The organism is Luteibacter sp. PvP120, assembly GCF_054055715.1.
In genome coordinates, this window is sequence record NZ_JBSRXP010000002.1 from 97939 (window position 1) to 113128 (window position 15190).

General features: G+C 64.7%; 17 protein-coding genes and 1 tRNA gene. 8 read left to right on the forward strand and 10 right to left on the reverse strand.

Annotated features, from left to right (window positions below; genetic code table 11):
* Positions 1-18: 18 nt before the first annotated feature.
* The 6 genes from ACVKN3_RS04315 to ACVKN3_RS04340 all read right to left on the reverse strand — a co-directional run bounded on the left by ACVKN3_RS04315 (position 19) and on the right by ACVKN3_RS04340 (position 5181).
* Entirely contained in the window at positions 19-594 is a 576-nt protein-coding gene (locus ACVKN3_RS04315) for a hypothetical protein (RefSeq protein WP_354513928.1), read from the reverse strand.
* Between the two features lie 73 nt (positions 595-667).
* Entirely contained in the window at positions 668-1492 is an 825-nt protein-coding gene (locus ACVKN3_RS04320; RefSeq protein ID WP_354513926.1) for a hypothetical protein, read from the reverse strand.
* 149 nt (positions 1493-1641) lie between these two features.
* The gene (locus ACVKN3_RS04325; RefSeq protein WP_354513924.1) at positions 1642-2973 is read right to left on the reverse strand and encodes a sigma-54-dependent transcriptional regulator; all 1332 of its coding nucleotides are present in this window, start codon (positions 2971-2973) and stop codon (positions 1642-1644) included.
* Positions 2964-4400 (reverse strand): sensor histidine kinase, encoded by a 1437-nt coding sequence (locus tag ACVKN3_RS04330; RefSeq protein WP_354513922.1) that lies wholly within the window; start codon positions 4398-4400, stop codon positions 2964-2966. The genes ACVKN3_RS04325 and ACVKN3_RS04330 overlap by 10 nt, the downstream gene beginning before the upstream one ends.
* 81 nt (positions 4401-4481) lie before the next feature.
* Positions 4482-4706 (reverse strand): hypothetical protein, encoded by a 225-nt coding sequence (locus ACVKN3_RS04335; protein ID WP_036137792.1) that lies wholly within the window; start codon positions 4704-4706, stop codon positions 4482-4484.
* Between the two features lie 127 nt (positions 4707-4833).
* Positions 4834-5181, reverse strand: a complete 348-nt coding sequence (locus ACVKN3_RS04340; RefSeq protein WP_285405233.1) for an energy transducer TonB — start codon at positions 5179-5181, stop codon at positions 4834-4836.
* 241 nt (positions 5182-5422) lie between these two features.
* On the opposite strand from ACVKN3_RS04340, the gene ACVKN3_RS04345 reads away from it, so the two are divergent.
* Together ACVKN3_RS04345 and ACVKN3_RS04350 are read left to right on the forward strand one after the other, a co-directional pair.
* Positions 5423-6181 (forward strand): transporter, encoded by a 759-nt coding sequence (locus ACVKN3_RS04345; RefSeq protein ID WP_354513919.1) that lies wholly within the window; start codon positions 5423-5425, stop codon positions 6179-6181.
* Positions 6182-6291: 110 nt separating this feature from the next.
* Positions 6292-6768 carry a P-loop NTPase family protein gene (locus tag ACVKN3_RS04350; protein ID WP_354513917.1) on the forward strand — a complete coding sequence of 159 codons (477 nt, stop codon included), beginning with the start codon at positions 6292-6294 and terminating at the stop codon, positions 6766-6768.
* Between the two features lie 68 nt (positions 6769-6836).
* Here ACVKN3_RS04350 and ACVKN3_RS04355 read toward each other — a convergent pair whose 3' ends face one another.
* Positions 6837-8459 (reverse strand): methyl-accepting chemotaxis protein, encoded by a 1623-nt coding sequence (locus tag ACVKN3_RS04355; protein WP_354513915.1) that lies wholly within the window; start codon positions 8457-8459, stop codon positions 6837-6839.
* Between the two features lie 369 nt (positions 8460-8828).
* On the opposite strand from ACVKN3_RS04355, the gene ACVKN3_RS04360 reads away from it, so the two are divergent.
* The 3 genes from ACVKN3_RS04360 (at position 8829) to ACVKN3_RS04370 (ending at position 11378) form a co-directional block, all read left to right on the forward strand.
* Positions 8829-9260 (forward strand): hypothetical protein, encoded by a 432-nt coding sequence (locus ACVKN3_RS04360; protein WP_354514021.1) that lies wholly within the window; start codon positions 8829-8831, stop codon positions 9258-9260.
* Between the two features lie 242 nt (positions 9261-9502).
* Complete coding sequence (locus ACVKN3_RS04365; RefSeq protein WP_354513914.1) at positions 9503-10531, forward strand: hypothetical protein; 1029 nt, start codon at positions 9503-9505, stop codon at positions 10529-10531.
* Positions 10532-10787: 256 nt separating this feature from the next.
* Positions 10788-11378 carry a DUF3060 domain-containing protein gene (locus ACVKN3_RS04370; RefSeq protein ID WP_285405228.1) on the forward strand — a complete coding sequence of 197 codons (591 nt, stop codon included), beginning with the start codon at positions 10788-10790 and terminating at the stop codon, positions 11376-11378.
* Between the two features lie 42 nt (positions 11379-11420).
* Here the strand turns inward: ACVKN3_RS04370 and ACVKN3_RS04375 are convergent, their stop codons facing one another.
* Positions 11421-12638 carry an OmpA family protein gene (locus tag ACVKN3_RS04375; RefSeq protein ID WP_456991261.1) on the reverse strand — a complete coding sequence of 406 codons (1218 nt, stop codon included), beginning with the start codon at positions 12636-12638 and terminating at the stop codon, positions 11421-11423.
* Between the two features lie 175 nt (positions 12639-12813).
* On the opposite strand from ACVKN3_RS04375, the gene ACVKN3_RS04380 reads away from it, so the two are divergent.
* Both ACVKN3_RS04380 and ACVKN3_RS04385 read left to right on the forward strand, forming a co-directional pair.
* Entirely contained in the window at positions 12814-13056 is a 243-nt protein-coding gene (locus ACVKN3_RS04380) for a zinc ribbon domain-containing protein (RefSeq protein ID WP_285405226.1), read from the forward strand.
* 100 nt (positions 13057-13156) lie between these two features.
* Positions 13157-13540 carry a VOC family protein gene (locus tag ACVKN3_RS04385; protein ID WP_354513911.1) on the forward strand — a complete coding sequence of 128 codons (384 nt, stop codon included), beginning with the start codon at positions 13157-13159 and terminating at the stop codon, positions 13538-13540.
* 36 nt (positions 13541-13576) lie between these two features.
* Here the strand turns inward: ACVKN3_RS04385 and ACVKN3_RS04390 are convergent, their stop codons facing one another.
* Both ACVKN3_RS04390 and ACVKN3_RS04395 read right to left on the reverse strand, forming a co-directional pair.
* Positions 13577-14134 carry a hypothetical protein gene (locus ACVKN3_RS04390; protein WP_456991264.1) on the reverse strand — a complete coding sequence of 186 codons (558 nt, stop codon included), beginning with the start codon at positions 14132-14134 and terminating at the stop codon, positions 13577-13579.
* Between the two features lie 290 nt (positions 14135-14424).
* Positions 14425-14498 (reverse strand) — tRNA-Gly (locus ACVKN3_RS04395).
* A gap of 134 nt (positions 14499-14632) precedes the next feature.
* On the opposite strand from ACVKN3_RS04395, the gene ACVKN3_RS04400 reads away from it, so the two are divergent.
* Entirely contained in the window at positions 14633-15187 is a 555-nt protein-coding gene (locus ACVKN3_RS04400; RefSeq protein ID WP_354513907.1) for a hypothetical protein, read from the forward strand.
* The last annotated feature ends 3 nt before the right edge of the window (positions 15188-15190 follow it).

The window sequence follows — 15190 nt, forward strand, 5'->3', positions numbered from 1 at the left end:
GGCGCGGAAGCGGCTGGATCAGTGCTTGGGCTTGGGCTTCTTCGGCAACGCCGTCACGGAGCCCGCGTCCTTGCCGAGGCTGTCGGCTTCGATCACCGCGCCGTGCGGCGTATCCAGCCAGCGGCCTTCCACGCCGATACCCCGGCCGACCACGAGATGCTTCGACAGCGCATCGGCGGCATGGGGCGGGATGCGCACGATCACGCCATCGTCCAGCAGCACGCCGTGCACGTTGCCCTTGGGACCGTGCAGCAACCGCTCCACGGTGCCCTCGTACGACCAGCGCGAACCGTCATCGGCCACTTTCGGCTTGTCGTGTCCCTTGCCGGGACCCTCGTCCATGATGCGCTTGCCACGGGGCGGGTCGATGGCGACGGCCACCACGAGATCGACGTCACGCAGCGCCACGCCACGCACCTCGATGGTCACGCCGGGCCTGATGGCTTTCTCGATCGCGGCGGAAAGGTGCGGCGGCGTGTGCACCTCCATGCCGTCATCGAGCAACAGGCCGTCGATGAGACCGTGACCGTTGAGGAGGAAACGGTCCAGGGCGCCGCGGATCACCGGCAGGCGATCGGGGTCGAGATGATGCATGGGTATCTCCAGTAAAAAAGGAAAGCAGGACGGCCGCCCGTAAAACGGGCGGCCGTGTAACGCGGTGATCGGCTTAGCGGACGGGCGGCGGAACCATGCCCACCGTGTTGGACGGACCCGGCACCGTCTGCGGGGGCGCCGGAGGGGCGGGCGGCGGCGGCGGGAGCTGACCCGGCTGCGGCGGCTGCACCAGCGGCTGTTCGGTGCCGGGGGAAGCGCCGATCGCCGTGGCCTGCATGGCCCTGCCGAACGGAGACTCCACACCGAAACCCTTGGCGCTCAGGCGCGCGCCCGGTTGCAGCAAGGGATTGTCCACCGCAGCCGGCGGCGGGACCCGCACGATCGGGCCGCTGTCGAGGACCACGCCGTTGACCTCGCCCATGGGCCCCAGCAGCGCCTGGGTCACCCGACCCTGCGCATCCATCGGCTGGAGAGCCGGCGGAACGGGGGGTGCCGGCGGAACGGCGGGCGGCGTATCGACCAGCTTGTCACCATTGGGCAGGCCGAGCGAGGCGGCTCGGACCAGCGGCAACGTACCCACACGGAAACCGTCGATGTCGAGACGGTCGCCCGTCCTGGCCTTGGCGGTCAGCGACGCGCCGAGAGTCGGCGGGAAATCGACCTGCGTGTGGTCGGCAAGCAGCACGCCGTCCACCTCGCCGTTCGGGTTGACCAGGAAGCGGGCAATGCGACCGCTCAGCTGCACGCTGCGCTGGGACGATGTCATCGGCGGCGGGGGCGGCGGTGGCAGCGGAGCCGCCTGGTCCGGTGCCGGCGGCTGGGCCTGGGCCGCCACGACGGGCCGGGGCGCGGTGGGCGACGGAGCGACGGCGGCAGCAGCGGCCGTCATGCCGCCGCAAGCGGCGAGGATGGCAAAGGAAAGAACGCGAGTTTTCATGTTCGACTCCGAGGTGCGGTGGGGAGGCCGCATCAAGGTCGATGCATGCGCCGTGCCAACCCTCTGGACGCCGCATGGCGCGGCCGCGCGCAGCGAGTGCAGGTCGCGATGTCCCTTTCCGGGACACCCGGGTGTCCGCCCGCGGGACATCATTCCAGCCCGTAATCCACCAGCTTGCGGTAGAGCAGCTGGCGCCGGATACCGAGGCGTCTGGCTGCCTCGGCACGGTTGCCCTGCGCCTCGCGCAGGGCGTCGACGATCATCGTGCGCTCGAGGCGCGCCACGGCATCGGGCAGGCTCTCCGGCGCGGCATCGGCGGCGATCGCCACGGCGGGCGCGGCCGTGTTGAGCATCGGCGCGAGATCCGCCGCGTCGATGCGCTGGCCCGCCACCAGTACACGGCAACGCTCCATCACATTGCGCAGCTCGCGCACGTTGCCCGGCCACGCATACGCCTGCAAAAGCGCCAGGGCGGCTTCGGTGAGTTGCTTGCCGGGCCGGCCGTCTTCCCGCAGGAAACGATCCGCCAGCGCCGGGATGTCTTCGGGGCGCTCGTGCAACGCGCCCAGTTCGATCGGCAGCACGTTGAGGCGATAGAACAGGTCGCTTCGGAACGTGCCTGCCGCGATGAGGTCGCCGATGCGGCGGTGCGTGGCGGCCAGCACGCGGACATCCACGCGGACCGGCTGGCTGCTGCCCAGCGGTGTCACGGCGCCCTCCTGCAACACGCGCAGCAGTTTCGCCTGCATGGACAGCGGCATGTCGCCGATCTCGTCCAGCAGCAGCGTGCCGCCGTCGGCCTCACGAAAATAGCCTTCGCGCTCCGTGGTGGCGCCGGAGAACGCGCCGCGCCGGTGTCCGAACAGTTCGCTCTCGAGCAGGTCGGCGGGGATGGCCGCGCAGTTCACCGCGACGAACGGCCGGGCGGCGCGCGGGCTGGCCCGGTGCAAGGCGCGCGCGACCAGCTCCTTGCCCGTGCCCGTCTCGCCCGTGATCAGCACCGGCACGTCGCTGGCGGCGGCCAGTCCGATGCGTTTCTGCACCTGGCGCATACCCTGGCTGCTGCCCGCCAGCTCGGTGTCGTCGGCCGCCACCGCCGGCACGCTGGTCCGATGGCCGGAGGCCAGCGCGCGCGCCACGATCTCGGCCAGTTCGGCCCGCCCGATCGGCTTGGTCAGGTGATCGAAGGCACCCAGGCGCATGGCGTCGATGGTGTTCTGGCCCGACGCGAAGGCGGTCAGCATGATGACCGGAATGGCGCTGAGGCGATCGTCGGCCTGCCGCTGGCGCAGGAAGCTGATGCCGTCCATCGTCGGCATGCGGTAATCGACGAAGGCGAGTTCGACCGGCGCGTCGGCCAGCATGGCCAGCCCTGCGCTGCCGTCCGTCGCCACGATCACCTCGTGCCCCATCGAACCCAGGGTGACAGCCAACGTCGCGCCGAAATCACGATCGTCGTCGATGAGCAGGATCAGCGCCATGGCAGCTCCACGCGGAAGGCGGTCTGGCCGTCGTGCCATGCATGGCCGACGGTTCCGTTATGGGCTTCGACGATATCGCGCACCAATGCCAGCCCGAGGCCGTTACCGTCGATGCGATCCGTGGCGAACGGCTCGAACAGATGGTCGCGCACCTCCTGCGACATCGGCTCGCCTACGTTGGTGACGATCATGACCAGGCGACCATCCATGGTCTCGATGGACCAGTTGACGATACTGCCGGCAGCACGATGACGCAGCGCATTGCGCAGCAGGTTGTCGACCGCACGCTCCATCTGCGCCGGATCGAGCGACCAGGTGGTCGCCCCATCGCCGACGCGCAGTGCGACGGCGGTTTGCCCGTCGCCCAGCTCGGCCAGCACACGACCGGCCCAGTCGGCGATGTCCACCTCGGTGCGCTCCACGCGCACCGGCTGCACCATGCGCAACAGCGTCTCCACCAGGGCGTCCAGCTTGCCCACCTGCGCCAGCATCAGGTCCAGCGAGGCGTGTGTGGTCGGGGACAACGCTTCGGGTGTGACCGCCAGCGCGTTCTCGGCGGCCAGGCGCAGGGTGGCAATAGGGTTGCGGATCTCGTGCGCCACGGTGGCGGTCATGCGGCCCAGCGAGGCCAGGCGCTCATGACGGCTGAGGTGACTGGCCAGCGTGGCCGCCTCGCGGTGGCTCTCGGCGAGCCGGGTCGCATAGCCAACCACCGTCTCACCCAGACGATCCAGCTCCGGCGCACCCGTTCGCGGCAGGTCGGGAATGGCGTCGCTGTGCGCGAGCGCATGCTCCACCGCAGCAAAGCGTCGTGACCAGCGGCGCATGATGGCGCCCAGCGCACCGGCCGAAGCGAGCGCCAGGGCCAGCAGTACGCCTGCCGCCGCGGCGAACAATCCGGACGAGCGGCCCGGTGCATGGGCCAGGTGGGTCATCGTCCATCCCGCACGGTACGCGTCGATCGGGCAGGCGGCGATCAACAGCGACTCGCGCTTTCCGGAACGGGTATAGCCGACCTTCTCGTGCCGTGACAGGGCCGCCGCGGCCGTCGTCACCAGGTTGCCCCGCTCCGCGTCCGGCACGTCGGACTTGCTGCCCGATCCCTGGTACGTGGGGTAGGCATAGGCGACGAAGCCCGTGCGGTTGTCCCACACGCCGCCCTCGATGCCATCCTGGTCAGCCAGCACCAGCTGGACCACGACATTGGCAAGGCCGTTGGCCAGCGACTCCGAGCGTGCGTCCGCACTGGCGCCGTTATAGCGGGCGACCAGGGACGCGCAATCGGTGTCCAGGGTTTGTCGCGCCTGGGCAAGCTGCATGCTGCCGGACTGCTGCCAGGCGGCGAAGAGCAAACCGGCCATGCCGACGCAGCCGGCAAGGATCAGCACCCAGACCAGAAAGAGCTGACGGGAAAGGGTGGCAGGCATGAGTCACCGGGAGGAAGAATCCGGCGAGGGTAGGCGTGTTACCTGTACGCTTTCGTGAACGACGCTGCGTGCTGCGCGCCGTCAGGACTCGTCGAAGCCGACGCCGGTAGGCGACGGCATGTAGAGGTCATGGGCCAAAAAACCCAGGCACACCAGGGTAAGAACGACACCCGCCGCGATCCAGATCCGACGGCGCGTTGGATTCCAGCGGGCGCAGTACTGACGCCACCAGGGGAAGGCCGCCGCCGCGGCGCGCACGCCGTGCAACGCCCATTGGCTGTTTTCCAGATGCTGGAGTGCCCACATCGTCCTTGATCCTTCTGCTCAGGCGGTCGTCGTCCGCAGGATTATGGATAAGAGCGACCAGGAGCGGTGTAGGCCTACGCCCTACAGTTGTGTAGGCATTCCCCTACACGGGTTCTGTCTTCTTTCTCTAGGCTTGGGGCGCCACAGGGGCATGCGCCACCGCGGCTCCGGAGGGATCGAGCTTGACCGGTACGATCGCCTCGACACTCCGTCGGGTCCCATGCTGGACGGGTGGGTTGAAGGCGTGCGCCTCGACGACTGACAGCGCCTTGCGGTCCAGGTCCGCATTGCCCGTCGTGCGAACGATCCGGGCATGACTCGCATGTCCGTCAGGGTCAACGGTGACCTGAACCATAGCCTCGCCCGAGGCCGGCCGCCCCGAGGCGTCTTTCGGCCAGTCGTCGGCATGCACTGCCTGCGCCAGCAACGCACCAATGACCAGCAGGACCCCATAACCCGCGACGTGTCTGCCCATGACCTTCTCCGGAAAATGTCCGGCCGAACTGTAACGCCGATCGCACGCGCGACGAACCGTAAGTTTGCGCGTTGTTTACGGCATCCCGTCCAGGAAACCTATTGCTTTTACGGCGTCTCGCAATAACTTGCGTGTACCGGCACCGATTGCCTCCGATATCCCGCACGCCATGAATCCATATCCCCGCCTCCGCCATCGGACGCCTGCGCTGGCCGCCTGTCTTGCGATGGTCCTGGTGGCCATGTCGTCACCATCCTTCGCCGACGATGCCGCAACGCCCATCTGCACCGACCGGCCGACCAAGGCCAACTCGACGTGCACCGTGCCTGCCGGTTCCGCCCAGGTCGAAATCGATATCGGCAACACCACGCGCGATCATCAGGCTTCGACAACCACGCGTACGGTCAACATCATCAATCCGACGCTGAAGTATGGGCTCGACGATAAAACCGACATACAACTCAGCTGGTCGCCGCACATCGCCGTGGATATGCGCGACCACGCAAGCGATGCGCGCAGCCACGCGTCCGGTCGTGGCGACGCCTATCTGCGCCTGAAGCATCGGTTTGTCGATACCGATGCTGTCTCCGTAGCAGTCATCCCCTTCGTCAAAGCGCCTACCGCAGCGCATGGCATCGGTAACGATCGTTGGGAAGGCGGCGTCGCCCTGCCTGTCGCGGTTCCGCTCCCGGGCGGCTTCGCACTGACGCTGGGCCCCGAAGTGGATGTGCTGGCCGATCTCGATGGCTCGGGTCACCATGCGGCGCTGGTCAACCTGGTCAACGTCGCGCACCCGCTGGGTAGCCGGATGACGCTCGCCGTGGAAGTGTGGGACCTGGTCAACCGCGATCCCTCTGGCACGGTACGCCAGCGTTCGGCGGATGTGGCGCTGAGCTACCTCGTCACGCCCGCCTGGCAGGTCGATGTGGGGGCCAATGTCGGCATGACCCGTGAAACACCCGATCGCCAGTTCTATGTTGGACTATCGGCCCGTTTTTGAACGGGGCGCCATCGATCAGGATCGATGCTGGTGCGACAATGTCTGGGCGAACCGTAGTGTCGGAGGCTCGGGGGTCGCATGGCGTAATGAACGAGGGTGACAGGGTGTTGATGAACGAACTCGGCCCGCGCATCTGCATCCTTGGGCCATCCAATGCGGGTAAGTCAACCCTGGCGCACACCATTGCGTGCGCCAATGATCTGACGTGTGTGCACCTCGACCAGTTGCGGCACGTGCCGGGTACACCGTGGACGCTTCGGGACGACGAAGCCTTTCAGGCACTGCATGATGCCGCCATCGCGGAAGACCGCTGGGTGATGGAAGGCAACTATTCGCGCCTGCTGCCCCAGCGTCTTGCCCGCGCGACCGGTCTCATCGTGCTGGATGTATCGACCGGCACGAGCCTGCTGCGGTACGTGCGGCGATGTCTGGGCGGCGGTCCACGCATCGGAGGTATCGGCGCAACGCGCGACCCCGTCCGCTGGGCGATGCTCATGCACATTATCGGACCGACGCGAGCCGGTCGCAGGCGTTATGCCGAGGTGTTCGCCCAAAGTGCCCTGCCCAAACGGTATATCAGTGGATAGGAAACCTGACCCGATCCGCGAGCATGTGCTGGCAGACGACAGCGCAGCCATGGCTGCGCTGTCTACGTTTATGCCGGCAACAGCACGGCTAGCGGTGGCAGGGGTTCAGCCAATGTCTCACGCTGCTCGGCGTCGTGACTGACGCGAAATTCTCCAACCAGCCTGGCAAGTGCATCGGCCTGCCCCTTCAACGATTTGGAGGCAGCCGAGGCTTCTTCCACCAGCGCGGCGTTCTGCTGGGTGACGTCATCCATCTGGTTGACCGCCTGACGCACCTGGCCGATGCCCTGGCTTTGCTCCGTTGCCGCCGCGGCGATCTCGTTGACGAGATGAGTGACCTGCTGGATGGCCACACCCATGGAGTTCATGTTCTCGCCCACGTCGCTCGCCTGATTGACGCCTTCTTCAATCAGGTCGTTCGAGGCACCAATCAGTGCTTTGATCTCTCGTGCAGCCTTCGTGGAATTCTGGGAGAGGATTCTTACCTCGCCGGCAACGACAGCGAAGCCCCTGCCATGCTCACCCGCACGTGCCGCTTCCACCGCGGCATTCAGAGCCAGGAGGTTGGTCTGGAAGGCAATGCCTTCGATCAGCGTGATGATGTCGTTGACCTTGCGCGAGCTATGGCGAATGTTACCCATGGTGCCCAGCATCGTATCGAGCGATGACGCACTCTTCTTCGACAAGTCGTTCATGCTATCCGCCAGCTGGCTTGCCTGACGCGTGTTGTCGGCGGTCTGCCGGACGGTCTCATGCAATTCGGTCACGCTGGCAGCAGTCTCTTCCAAAGAAGCGGCCTGCTGTTCGGTTCGCGATGAAAGGTCTTCATTGCCCGCTGCAATTTGAGCCGACGCGCTGCTGACCGACTGGGAGGCGACGTTTACCGAGACGAGCGCTTCGGACACCCGTTGCATCAGGCTGTTGAACGCCCGCGCCATGGTGCCTATTTCGTCACTGCGGGTTGCATCGGCGCTGACTGTAAGGTCGAGGCGCTCGCTTGCAACCGTCATGGTGTTTCCGATATCCCGAAGACTTCTGCGCACCCGAAGAATGGTGACCAAGGCGAAGAAGCCAAGCAGCAAGATGGTGGCCGAGACACCCGCGGCAATACCCCAGACGGTCTTGCTGAAGATGCTGTGGTTGGTGACGCGCAGGTCCTCGCCGATCTCGATGTTGATGACAAGCTGTTTCTGATAGTCCGAAATGAGCTGGCGAATCGCACTACCAATACCGTCATTGCCTTCGACAAGGGGAAGACTTACTGCATCGTTATGTGCCCGGGACGCGGCCAGAAAGGCAGGCAGCTTTTCTTCGACCTTTCGGATGTTGTCAAAAGCCACGTGCGTCAGTCGTTCGTCTTCCGCGCTCGAAATGTCGTTCGCTAGGTAGTACTTCGTCAGCTCCTTCAGCCCTGATATCTGGTGCTGGATGCGCGCTTCCACGTCTGGCAGCTTCTTGTCATCTGTCTGGCTTTGATGCACGTAGAGAAGAATAGAAAGTTCGTTGCTCTGATCTATCAGTTTCCCCAGATCCTTGATCGAGGGAATAGCATTGACCTGGACATATTCAAAGCGAGATTGAAAGCCGGAAGTCACCGTGATAGCGACAATACCCAATGCAATGAGCGCGGCAGAAAAGAGTGAAAACGTAATCAACAGTCGCTGCGTGACACTCATGTGGTTCTTTTTCATTTTGGCAATTATCTTTTAGAAGTGCTGGCACTGCCCTTTCCGAAAAAAGTGGAAGTTACCGATTTAATAGAGGCAAAATCCGTTGCGGTTGTCATGCTTGATATTCCTCGGTTATCGGCGCGCGGTAACAAATATTGAGGGTGAATCGAAAGATGATGCGGGGCACTCATGCATGGGCGGCATTCGACGCCAAATGCGACGAATACCGCATAGATGTCTCGTTCGCACTTTATAAATTGCGCAGAGGCGCACTGACGACCGGTGAATTCACAGAAATTCGACAGGCTTTGTAACCGTCGTTTACGTGGATACACTCCATTGCACTCAGGCCGGAGAGTCATTCCCATGAAGCACCTACGCTGCGTGTCCCTGCTCGCCCTGTCGCTGCTCGCCTTGCCCGCGTTCGCGCAATCCGATCGCGAAGTCGTGGAAAAGATGGTCACCCGCTCCGCGAACGTCTGTCCGGGCCATAGCGCGGATCGCACTACGCCTACCGTCACGGCCACGCCCGTCGGCGCACTCCGCGTCATGCTCGAGCGCGGTTTGGTGATGTGCCCCGATCGTCGCCTCGATGCCGACGCACCCGCCGTCTTTTACGGCCGGGTCGGCGTATTCGAGTGGAACCCGGAAGTGAAAGGCAGCTCGGAGGTGATCGTGAAGCAGATCGACGCGATGACCCGTAAGGATGCGTATCCCTCGGACACCCTGGTGTGGAACACCCAGGGCGTGGAGCTGAAGCAGCGTACCGTGCCCGCCTTCGAGGCCAAGCCCGGTGCTGCGGTGCTTTATCACGTGGAGTGATGGCTTTTAGTCCTTTACACCGGATGATGCCGCTTGTGCTCGTTTTTTAGACTCGGCGATCCCGGGCTCGCCAGGTGCGGATGGCACCTGGGGTCCGCCCTGCGCGGATGGTGCGATACCTGACGACACGCCGTCCACACGAGGCGCTCACGGGCCTCAGGACACTGTCACCGCACACCACCGGATCGCCCTAAAGAACGACGCCGGCTCATCTCATCTGGCCGATGGCCAAAAGGACTTCCATGAACACCATCCGCTCCGAATCCGGCTACAACGCCCCCGTAGGCTCCCGCATTACAGAAGGCGACGTGGCACTTATCCGTCGTATCTCGTGGGGGTCGATCTTTGCCGGCGTCATCATGGCTGTGGTCATCCAGCTCGTCCTCAGCCTTATTGGCGCAGGCATCGGCTTCAGCACAACCGACGCAATGGCCCATGATTCGCCCGATGCCTCCAGCGTAGGCATCGGTGCCGCGGTCTGGTGGGGCGTCAGTAGCGTACTGGCCCTGTTCACCGGCGGCTGGGTCGCCGGACACCTTGCGGGTGCGCCCGGGCGGACGGACGCCATGCTCCACGGCCTCGTCGCCTGGGGTCTGGCCAGTCTTCTGGGCGCGTACCTGGTGGCCACCGCTGTCACGTCCATCGTGAAGGGTGGGGCCACGGCGGCCGGTGCAGTCGCGACCGTGGCCGGTAGCGGTATTGCCGCCGCCGCGGGTCCCGTCGTGGACGCAGCGAAGAATCAGCTGCAGGAAAGCGGCATCACGATGGACTCGCTGAAGGGCCAGGCCCAGCAGCTGCTGGCGCAGACGGGCAAGCCCGCCTTGCAGCCCGACGCGCTCAAGCAGCAGGCCAACGGCGCGGCCAACCAGCTCAACGACGCGGCGCAGAACCAGGCCAACGGCGACACGGGCGAAGACGTGCAGACCGTGGCGCAGCGCATCATCACCTCGGGTAGCGACACCGTGCAGCAGGCGGACAAGCAGGCCCTGGTCAACGTGGTGATGGCACGCACCGGTGTGTCGCAGCAGGAAGCCGAGCAGCGGGTGGACACCTGGATCACCCAGTACCAGCAGACCAAGGCCAAGATCGCGCAGGCGAAGGCCGAGGCTGAGGTCAAGGCTCGCGAAGCGGCGGATGCCGCGGCCAAGGCTGCCGCCAAGGCGTCGTTGGGCGGTGCGATTGCGCTGATCCTTGGTGCGATGGCCGCTGCCCTTGGCGGTGCGCTGGCCGGCCGCCGGTATGTCGTGGTCGTGGACGACCGCCTGCGCTGATCGCCACCGCGATCGAGCGAATGCCGTAACGCAGGGACGCGTTCCGGTCTTGCCGGGGCCGGACGGTTACCCGGCAAGCATCGACAAAGGCGACGGTTTTTACCGTCGCCTTTTCTTTGTCAGCGTCACCCAGCCTCGTCTCCCACGCGAACGATGAACGATCGCTTGGCGGTAACTGGACGATTCCCGGTACGCCAAGCACTATCGGCACTCCCCGCCACCGTGCGGAAAGGGCCTGGCCCACAAGGAGATCGCGATGACGCTTCGCCCGCTTTTTTACCTGTCATGGTTAGCGCTTGCCGCGTGCACCCAACCATCGACATCGTCGGCCGACAGCACCGCTGCACCGCCCGCTGCACCGCAGGTCGATCCCGCACCACCGGTTGCATCCGTGCCCTCCGTGGCATCGATGCAGGCCGGGGACGGCCACGGTGAACGCGAGACCCTGTCGGTTACCTCGACCACCGGCACGATCAACTGTGAGAATCGCAACGTCGATATCACCGGGCAGCATGCGACCCTGATCCTGCGTGGCCACTGCGGCATGATCGCGCTGCTGGGTGCCTACGGAAATCTGCAGATCGAGCATGCGGAAGGTCTGAGGGTGGTCGGCGCCAATGCTCAGGTCGTCACAACGAGCGACCTGAAGACTGTCGAGATCTTTGGCGAGCGTGGCACTTTCCAGGTCGGCCATGTCGATGAGCTGCGCGTACCGGGCCGCGAAACGCGCCTGCGCGCCTTGTCCATCCGCTCGGCCACGCTGCACGGCAGCAACAACGAGATCACCCAGCAGGACGGCACCGCCGTCGTCGAAGACTACGGAAAGGACAACCGGATCGGCTCCTGACGAACGAAGCTGCATGGTCATCCTGACCGGGGAAACGCCGCCCTAGGTCCGGACGAATACCTCGACGCGCCGGTTCGCTTGCCGTCCGGCGGGATTGTCCTTGCCGTCGACTTCGTTCGGGGCGACGGGTTTTGACTCCCCGTAACCCTTTGCCGTGGCCCCGATCGACAACCCACGCTGGACCAAGGCGTCGCGGACCGACACCGCCCGTCGCTCCGACAGCTGCTGGTTATAGTCGTCGCTCCCCTTGCTGTCGGTATGGCCGCGTATCTCCATGTCGCGTGCCTGCACATGGGACAGGGCGCCGGCCAGCGCATCCAGAATGCGCGCGGCGTCCGGGCGTATCGCCGACTTGTCAAAATCGAACAACACACGATCGCTCAAGGTGATGAGGTAGCCGCACGGCGCGCCGGGCGGCGCGAACCGCTTTATCGGGGGGAAGCGTCCCGCTGGCACCACCCTGGCTAGCGGCGCCATCGTCACGGGATGCGGCGGGGTACCTATCTGGCCGGTGCCGTCGCCGTTGTTGTGAAGCAGCCCGTGGGGACCGTTCCAGGTGCCCGAGCCGTCCGCGTTGATGGTCACCAGGCCCTCGGGGCCGTTCCATGAGCCACTGCCATCGCCGTGGTTCTGGATCACGCCGCCCTTGCCGTTCCAGGTGCCCGCCCCTTTGCCGTCCAGGCTGATGATGCCAGCGGGACCGTTGTACGTACCCGATCCATCGGCATGGACCTGCACGATCGCGTCGGCGCCGTCACCCACCGACCCGTTGATGGTGCCGCTGCCATCGGCGTTGACGCTGACCACGCCACCCTCGAAGTTGGCCGTGCCGGTACCATCGGCACCGATCTTGAAAACGCCGTCCCTACCGTTGCGAAGCAGGTTGCCCTGTGCATCCACGCTGGTGATGCCACCGTCGTTGACCAGTGTGCCGTCGGTGCCGCAACGCGCAGGCGCCACGCTGATGCCGGCGACGGGATCGATGGCATCCTTCATCGATGCTTCGAGCGCCCGCTGCGCCGGGGTCACGCCCAGGATATCCGGCACGACGATCGGCGGGATGACCGGGAAGTCGGGGACGGGCGCCGTAGCGGCGGCGGCAGTGTCGTTAGTCGCGGTAACGTCGCGCGCAGGCGGCGGCACGTCGCGCAGCGTTTCATGGCGCACCGGCGGCGGCGCGGCGACCGCGTGCTCCCTATCATCCGACGCGCCGCAGCCGACCAGAAGCCCTATCGACAACCACAACGGTAGTGTCCGCATCACTCGATCTTCCCGTGTCATGATCCCGTGGTCCGTAGTGCATCACGAAACCGGGTCGTAGCGATACCTCTGCCTGATGCGACAAATGCATGGCACCTCGCAATCTGACGCACAAGGCAAGCATCGTTCGCAAGCAGTAACTGGGTGAACTCAAGGTCTTACGCGAGGATCAACTATGGCACTGATTCAATGTCCAGAATGCGGACACGATGTGTCCGACAAAGCGGCGGCTTGTCCACACTGCGGCCATCCCGTGCGCGGGCAGGTCAAGAGCGATCGCGTATTGAATAGCAGCGTGGCAAGCAAGATCGTTGGCATGCTCGGCGGCTGGCTTATCGTTCCGTGGATCGCGCGGCTTTTGGCGATGGTCTTGTTCTGCATCGTTCTCATTGTGATGTTCATGAAAGGGCGCGGCTGAAGTAACGGAGCGCAAAGCGTCCGCGAACCTGTAGCGCTACCGTGCGGTATCTCGCGGTTTAAGTCTGCCAGCTACAGCTCAGCCTACCCTGGAGTTCCATATGAAACGAGTCACCGGTGTTGGCGGCATTTTCTTCAAGGCCAAGGATGCGCCCGCCCTCAGGGCGTGGTACCAGAAGCACCTCGGCATCGATGTCCAGGCATGGGGCGGCACGGCCTTCCGATGGGACGACGGCGACGGCAATCCGATCAACGGGACGACCGTCTGGTCGATTTCATCCGGCGCGGATGAGCAGGTGTCTGATGGGCACACCTTCATGATCAACTATCGCGTGGATGACCTGCATTCGCTGATCGCGGTTCTTCGCGAGGAGGGCTGCGATGTTCTCGATAAAGTCGATGACTCCGAGCACGGCAAGTTCGGCTGGGTGATCGACCCGGAAGGTAACAAGGTTGAACTGTGGGAACCGCCTGCGGGTGAGTGATGAACGAAACGCGCTGACGAAGAGGCACCTTATGCTTCACGAACGGTTGCGCATCCTGATGGCCGTGTTGATGATGAGCGTCGCTGCGCGGCCATCGTTTGCCGCAGACAAGCGCTTGTGCGATCCGTTGAAGTCCTTCGTGCATTCCGTACATGCTGGCGAGACGCGCAAGATCGCCTTCAATGCGATCTGGGGTTCATCATTCAAGACCTCGGACCAGACGGGGTTCTCCCTAGGTGAAAAGCGTGCGCGCACGACGGTTATGAGCCAGCGAAGCCCTTTTGCGCGGCACTCATCCAGCTTGGCTCGATGGAGTTCCCCGGTGGAAACGCCGAGGAAGTCGTAGAGTGCCTTACGGGCGGGGCGCGCAAGAGAGGTGTTTTCCTTGCAAAAATCGACGCAACTATCACCGTGGGCAATGACGACAAGGGCCAGGAAGTCCACCTGGTGCTCGGTGACGACCCGGTGCGCGGCGGCTCCGTGATGACGATTTCGGTGGACGGCTACTAGCACGGCCCGGCGGCCGCGAGCCGAACGTTTCCCGCCACGTCGCCGACATGAGCTGGCTGCATGGTGGGTGAGGTAGTCGCTCAATGCAGCGGCCTTACCCATAGAAACGCGCGCAGCGCCAGCCGAAACAGGGCGACCGAAGCATCCAGAACCCGCCATGCATCAGCGTTGCGGAACAGCGGCGTCAGAAGCGGGAGCCGACGGCGGAGAGAAGGTCGGCAGGCGCACAGAAGCGGGCATAGAGTCCGGCAGGGCGATGCAGGAAAAGGAGCTTTGGCACGAGGGCGATACCTCAAACGATACCTTTTTGAAGGCCGTTTCCGGATATCGCTGATTGCCTGCAACCCTTGTGCCCCAAGGGCTCGAAGGAAAGCTGGAGCGGGTGAAGGGAATCGAACCCTCGTCAGTAGCTTGGGAAGCTACAGCTCTACCATTGAGCTACACCCGCATCGGTTACCGATGGTAATACGAGACCCCCCACCCGCGAAAGGTGGCGTCCACCTGAACGCCTCCCGGCGCCCTCACCCGGCCCCCCAAGGACCGGCGCATAATCGTGCCGGGGAATCTGACGAGGGTCGGCTCATGCATCGCGCACTAACGCTTTCCGCTTTCTCGGCGCTCGCGCTGTGTGCCGCTGGCGCCGCCTCCGCGCAGTCGCGCACGGTGTCCACCGCTGACATGCCCAAGCCGGGGGTCAGCTACATTTCCGGCCCCGCCGCTCCGGTGCGCCGGGAAACCGTGAGCACCGCCACCCTCCCACAGCCCCCACACCTCTATGCGGGCGACCGGGCCACGGTGGTCGACGACGGCTACGACCGCGACCGTGACGCCCCGTACAACGACGGCTACGGCGGCTACTACGGGGGCAACTACGGCGTCGGCTACGGAAATGGCTATGACCACGACGACCGTTACGATCGCGATCGCAACCGGAACCACGGCCGGCCCGACCACGGCAACGGCTGGAACAACGGCAATCCGGGCTGGAGCAGCGGGCACGACGACGTGCGCCCCGTGCAGCCGGGCACCGGCACGACCAACAGCCGCGCGCCGCAACCCGGCACGGGCATGGGCAGCGGGAACCAGCCCGGCACGGGCATCCCCATGCGCGGCGGTGGGTGGAACAACGGGCGCTGACGT

What these genes read in the sequence shown, in the direction of transcription:
- ACVKN3_RS04315 (WP_354513928.1), bottom strand. Translation starts at nt 594, where the DNA reads ATGCATCATCTCGACCCCGATCGCCTGCCGGTGATCCGCGGCGCCCTG.
- ACVKN3_RS04320 (WP_354513926.1), bottom strand. Translation starts at nt 1,492, where the DNA reads ATGAAAACTCGCGTTCTTTCCTTTGCCATCCTCGCCGCTTGCGGCGGC.
- ACVKN3_RS04325 (WP_354513924.1), bottom strand. Translation starts at nt 2,973, where the DNA reads ATGGCGCTGATCCTGCTCATCGACGACGATCGTGATTTCGGCGCGACG.
- ACVKN3_RS04330 (WP_354513922.1), bottom strand. Translation starts at nt 4,400, where the DNA reads ATGCCTGCCACCCTTTCCCGTCAGCTCTTTCTGGTCTGGGTGCTGATC.
- ACVKN3_RS04335 (WP_036137792.1), bottom strand. Translation starts at nt 4,706, where the DNA reads ATGTGGGCACTCCAGCATCTGGAAAACAGCCAATGGGCGTTGCACGGC.
- ACVKN3_RS04340 (WP_285405233.1), bottom strand. Translation starts at nt 5,181, where the DNA reads ATGGGCAGACACGTCGCGGGTTATGGGGTCCTGCTGGTCATTGGTGCG.
- ACVKN3_RS04345 (WP_354513919.1), top strand. Translation starts at nt 5,423, where the DNA reads ATGTCGTCACCATCCTTCGCCGACGATGCCGCAACGCCCATCTGCACC.
- ACVKN3_RS04350 (WP_354513917.1), top strand. Translation starts at nt 6,292, where the DNA reads ATGAACGAACTCGGCCCGCGCATCTGCATCCTTGGGCCATCCAATGCG.
- ACVKN3_RS04355 (WP_354513915.1), bottom strand. Translation starts at nt 8,459, where the DNA reads ATGAAAAAGAACCACATGAGTGTCACGCAGCGACTGTTGATTACGTTT.
- ACVKN3_RS04365 (WP_354513914.1), top strand. Translation starts at nt 9,503, where the DNA reads ATGAACACCATCCGCTCCGAATCCGGCTACAACGCCCCCGTAGGCTCC.
- ACVKN3_RS04370 (WP_285405228.1), top strand. Translation starts at nt 10,788, where the DNA reads ATGACGCTTCGCCCGCTTTTTTACCTGTCATGGTTAGCGCTTGCCGCG.
- ACVKN3_RS04375 (WP_456991261.1), bottom strand. Translation starts at nt 12,638, where the DNA reads ATGCGGACACTACCGTTGTGGTTGTCGATAGGGCTTCTGGTCGGCTGC.
- ACVKN3_RS04380 (WP_285405226.1), top strand. Translation starts at nt 12,814, where the DNA reads ATGGCACTGATTCAATGTCCAGAATGCGGACACGATGTGTCCGACAAA.
- ACVKN3_RS04385 (WP_354513911.1), top strand. Translation starts at nt 13,157, where the DNA reads ATGAAACGAGTCACCGGTGTTGGCGGCATTTTCTTCAAGGCCAAGGAT.
- ACVKN3_RS04400 (WP_354513907.1), top strand. Translation starts at nt 14,633, where the DNA reads ATGCATCGCGCACTAACGCTTTCCGCTTTCTCGGCGCTCGCGCTGTGT.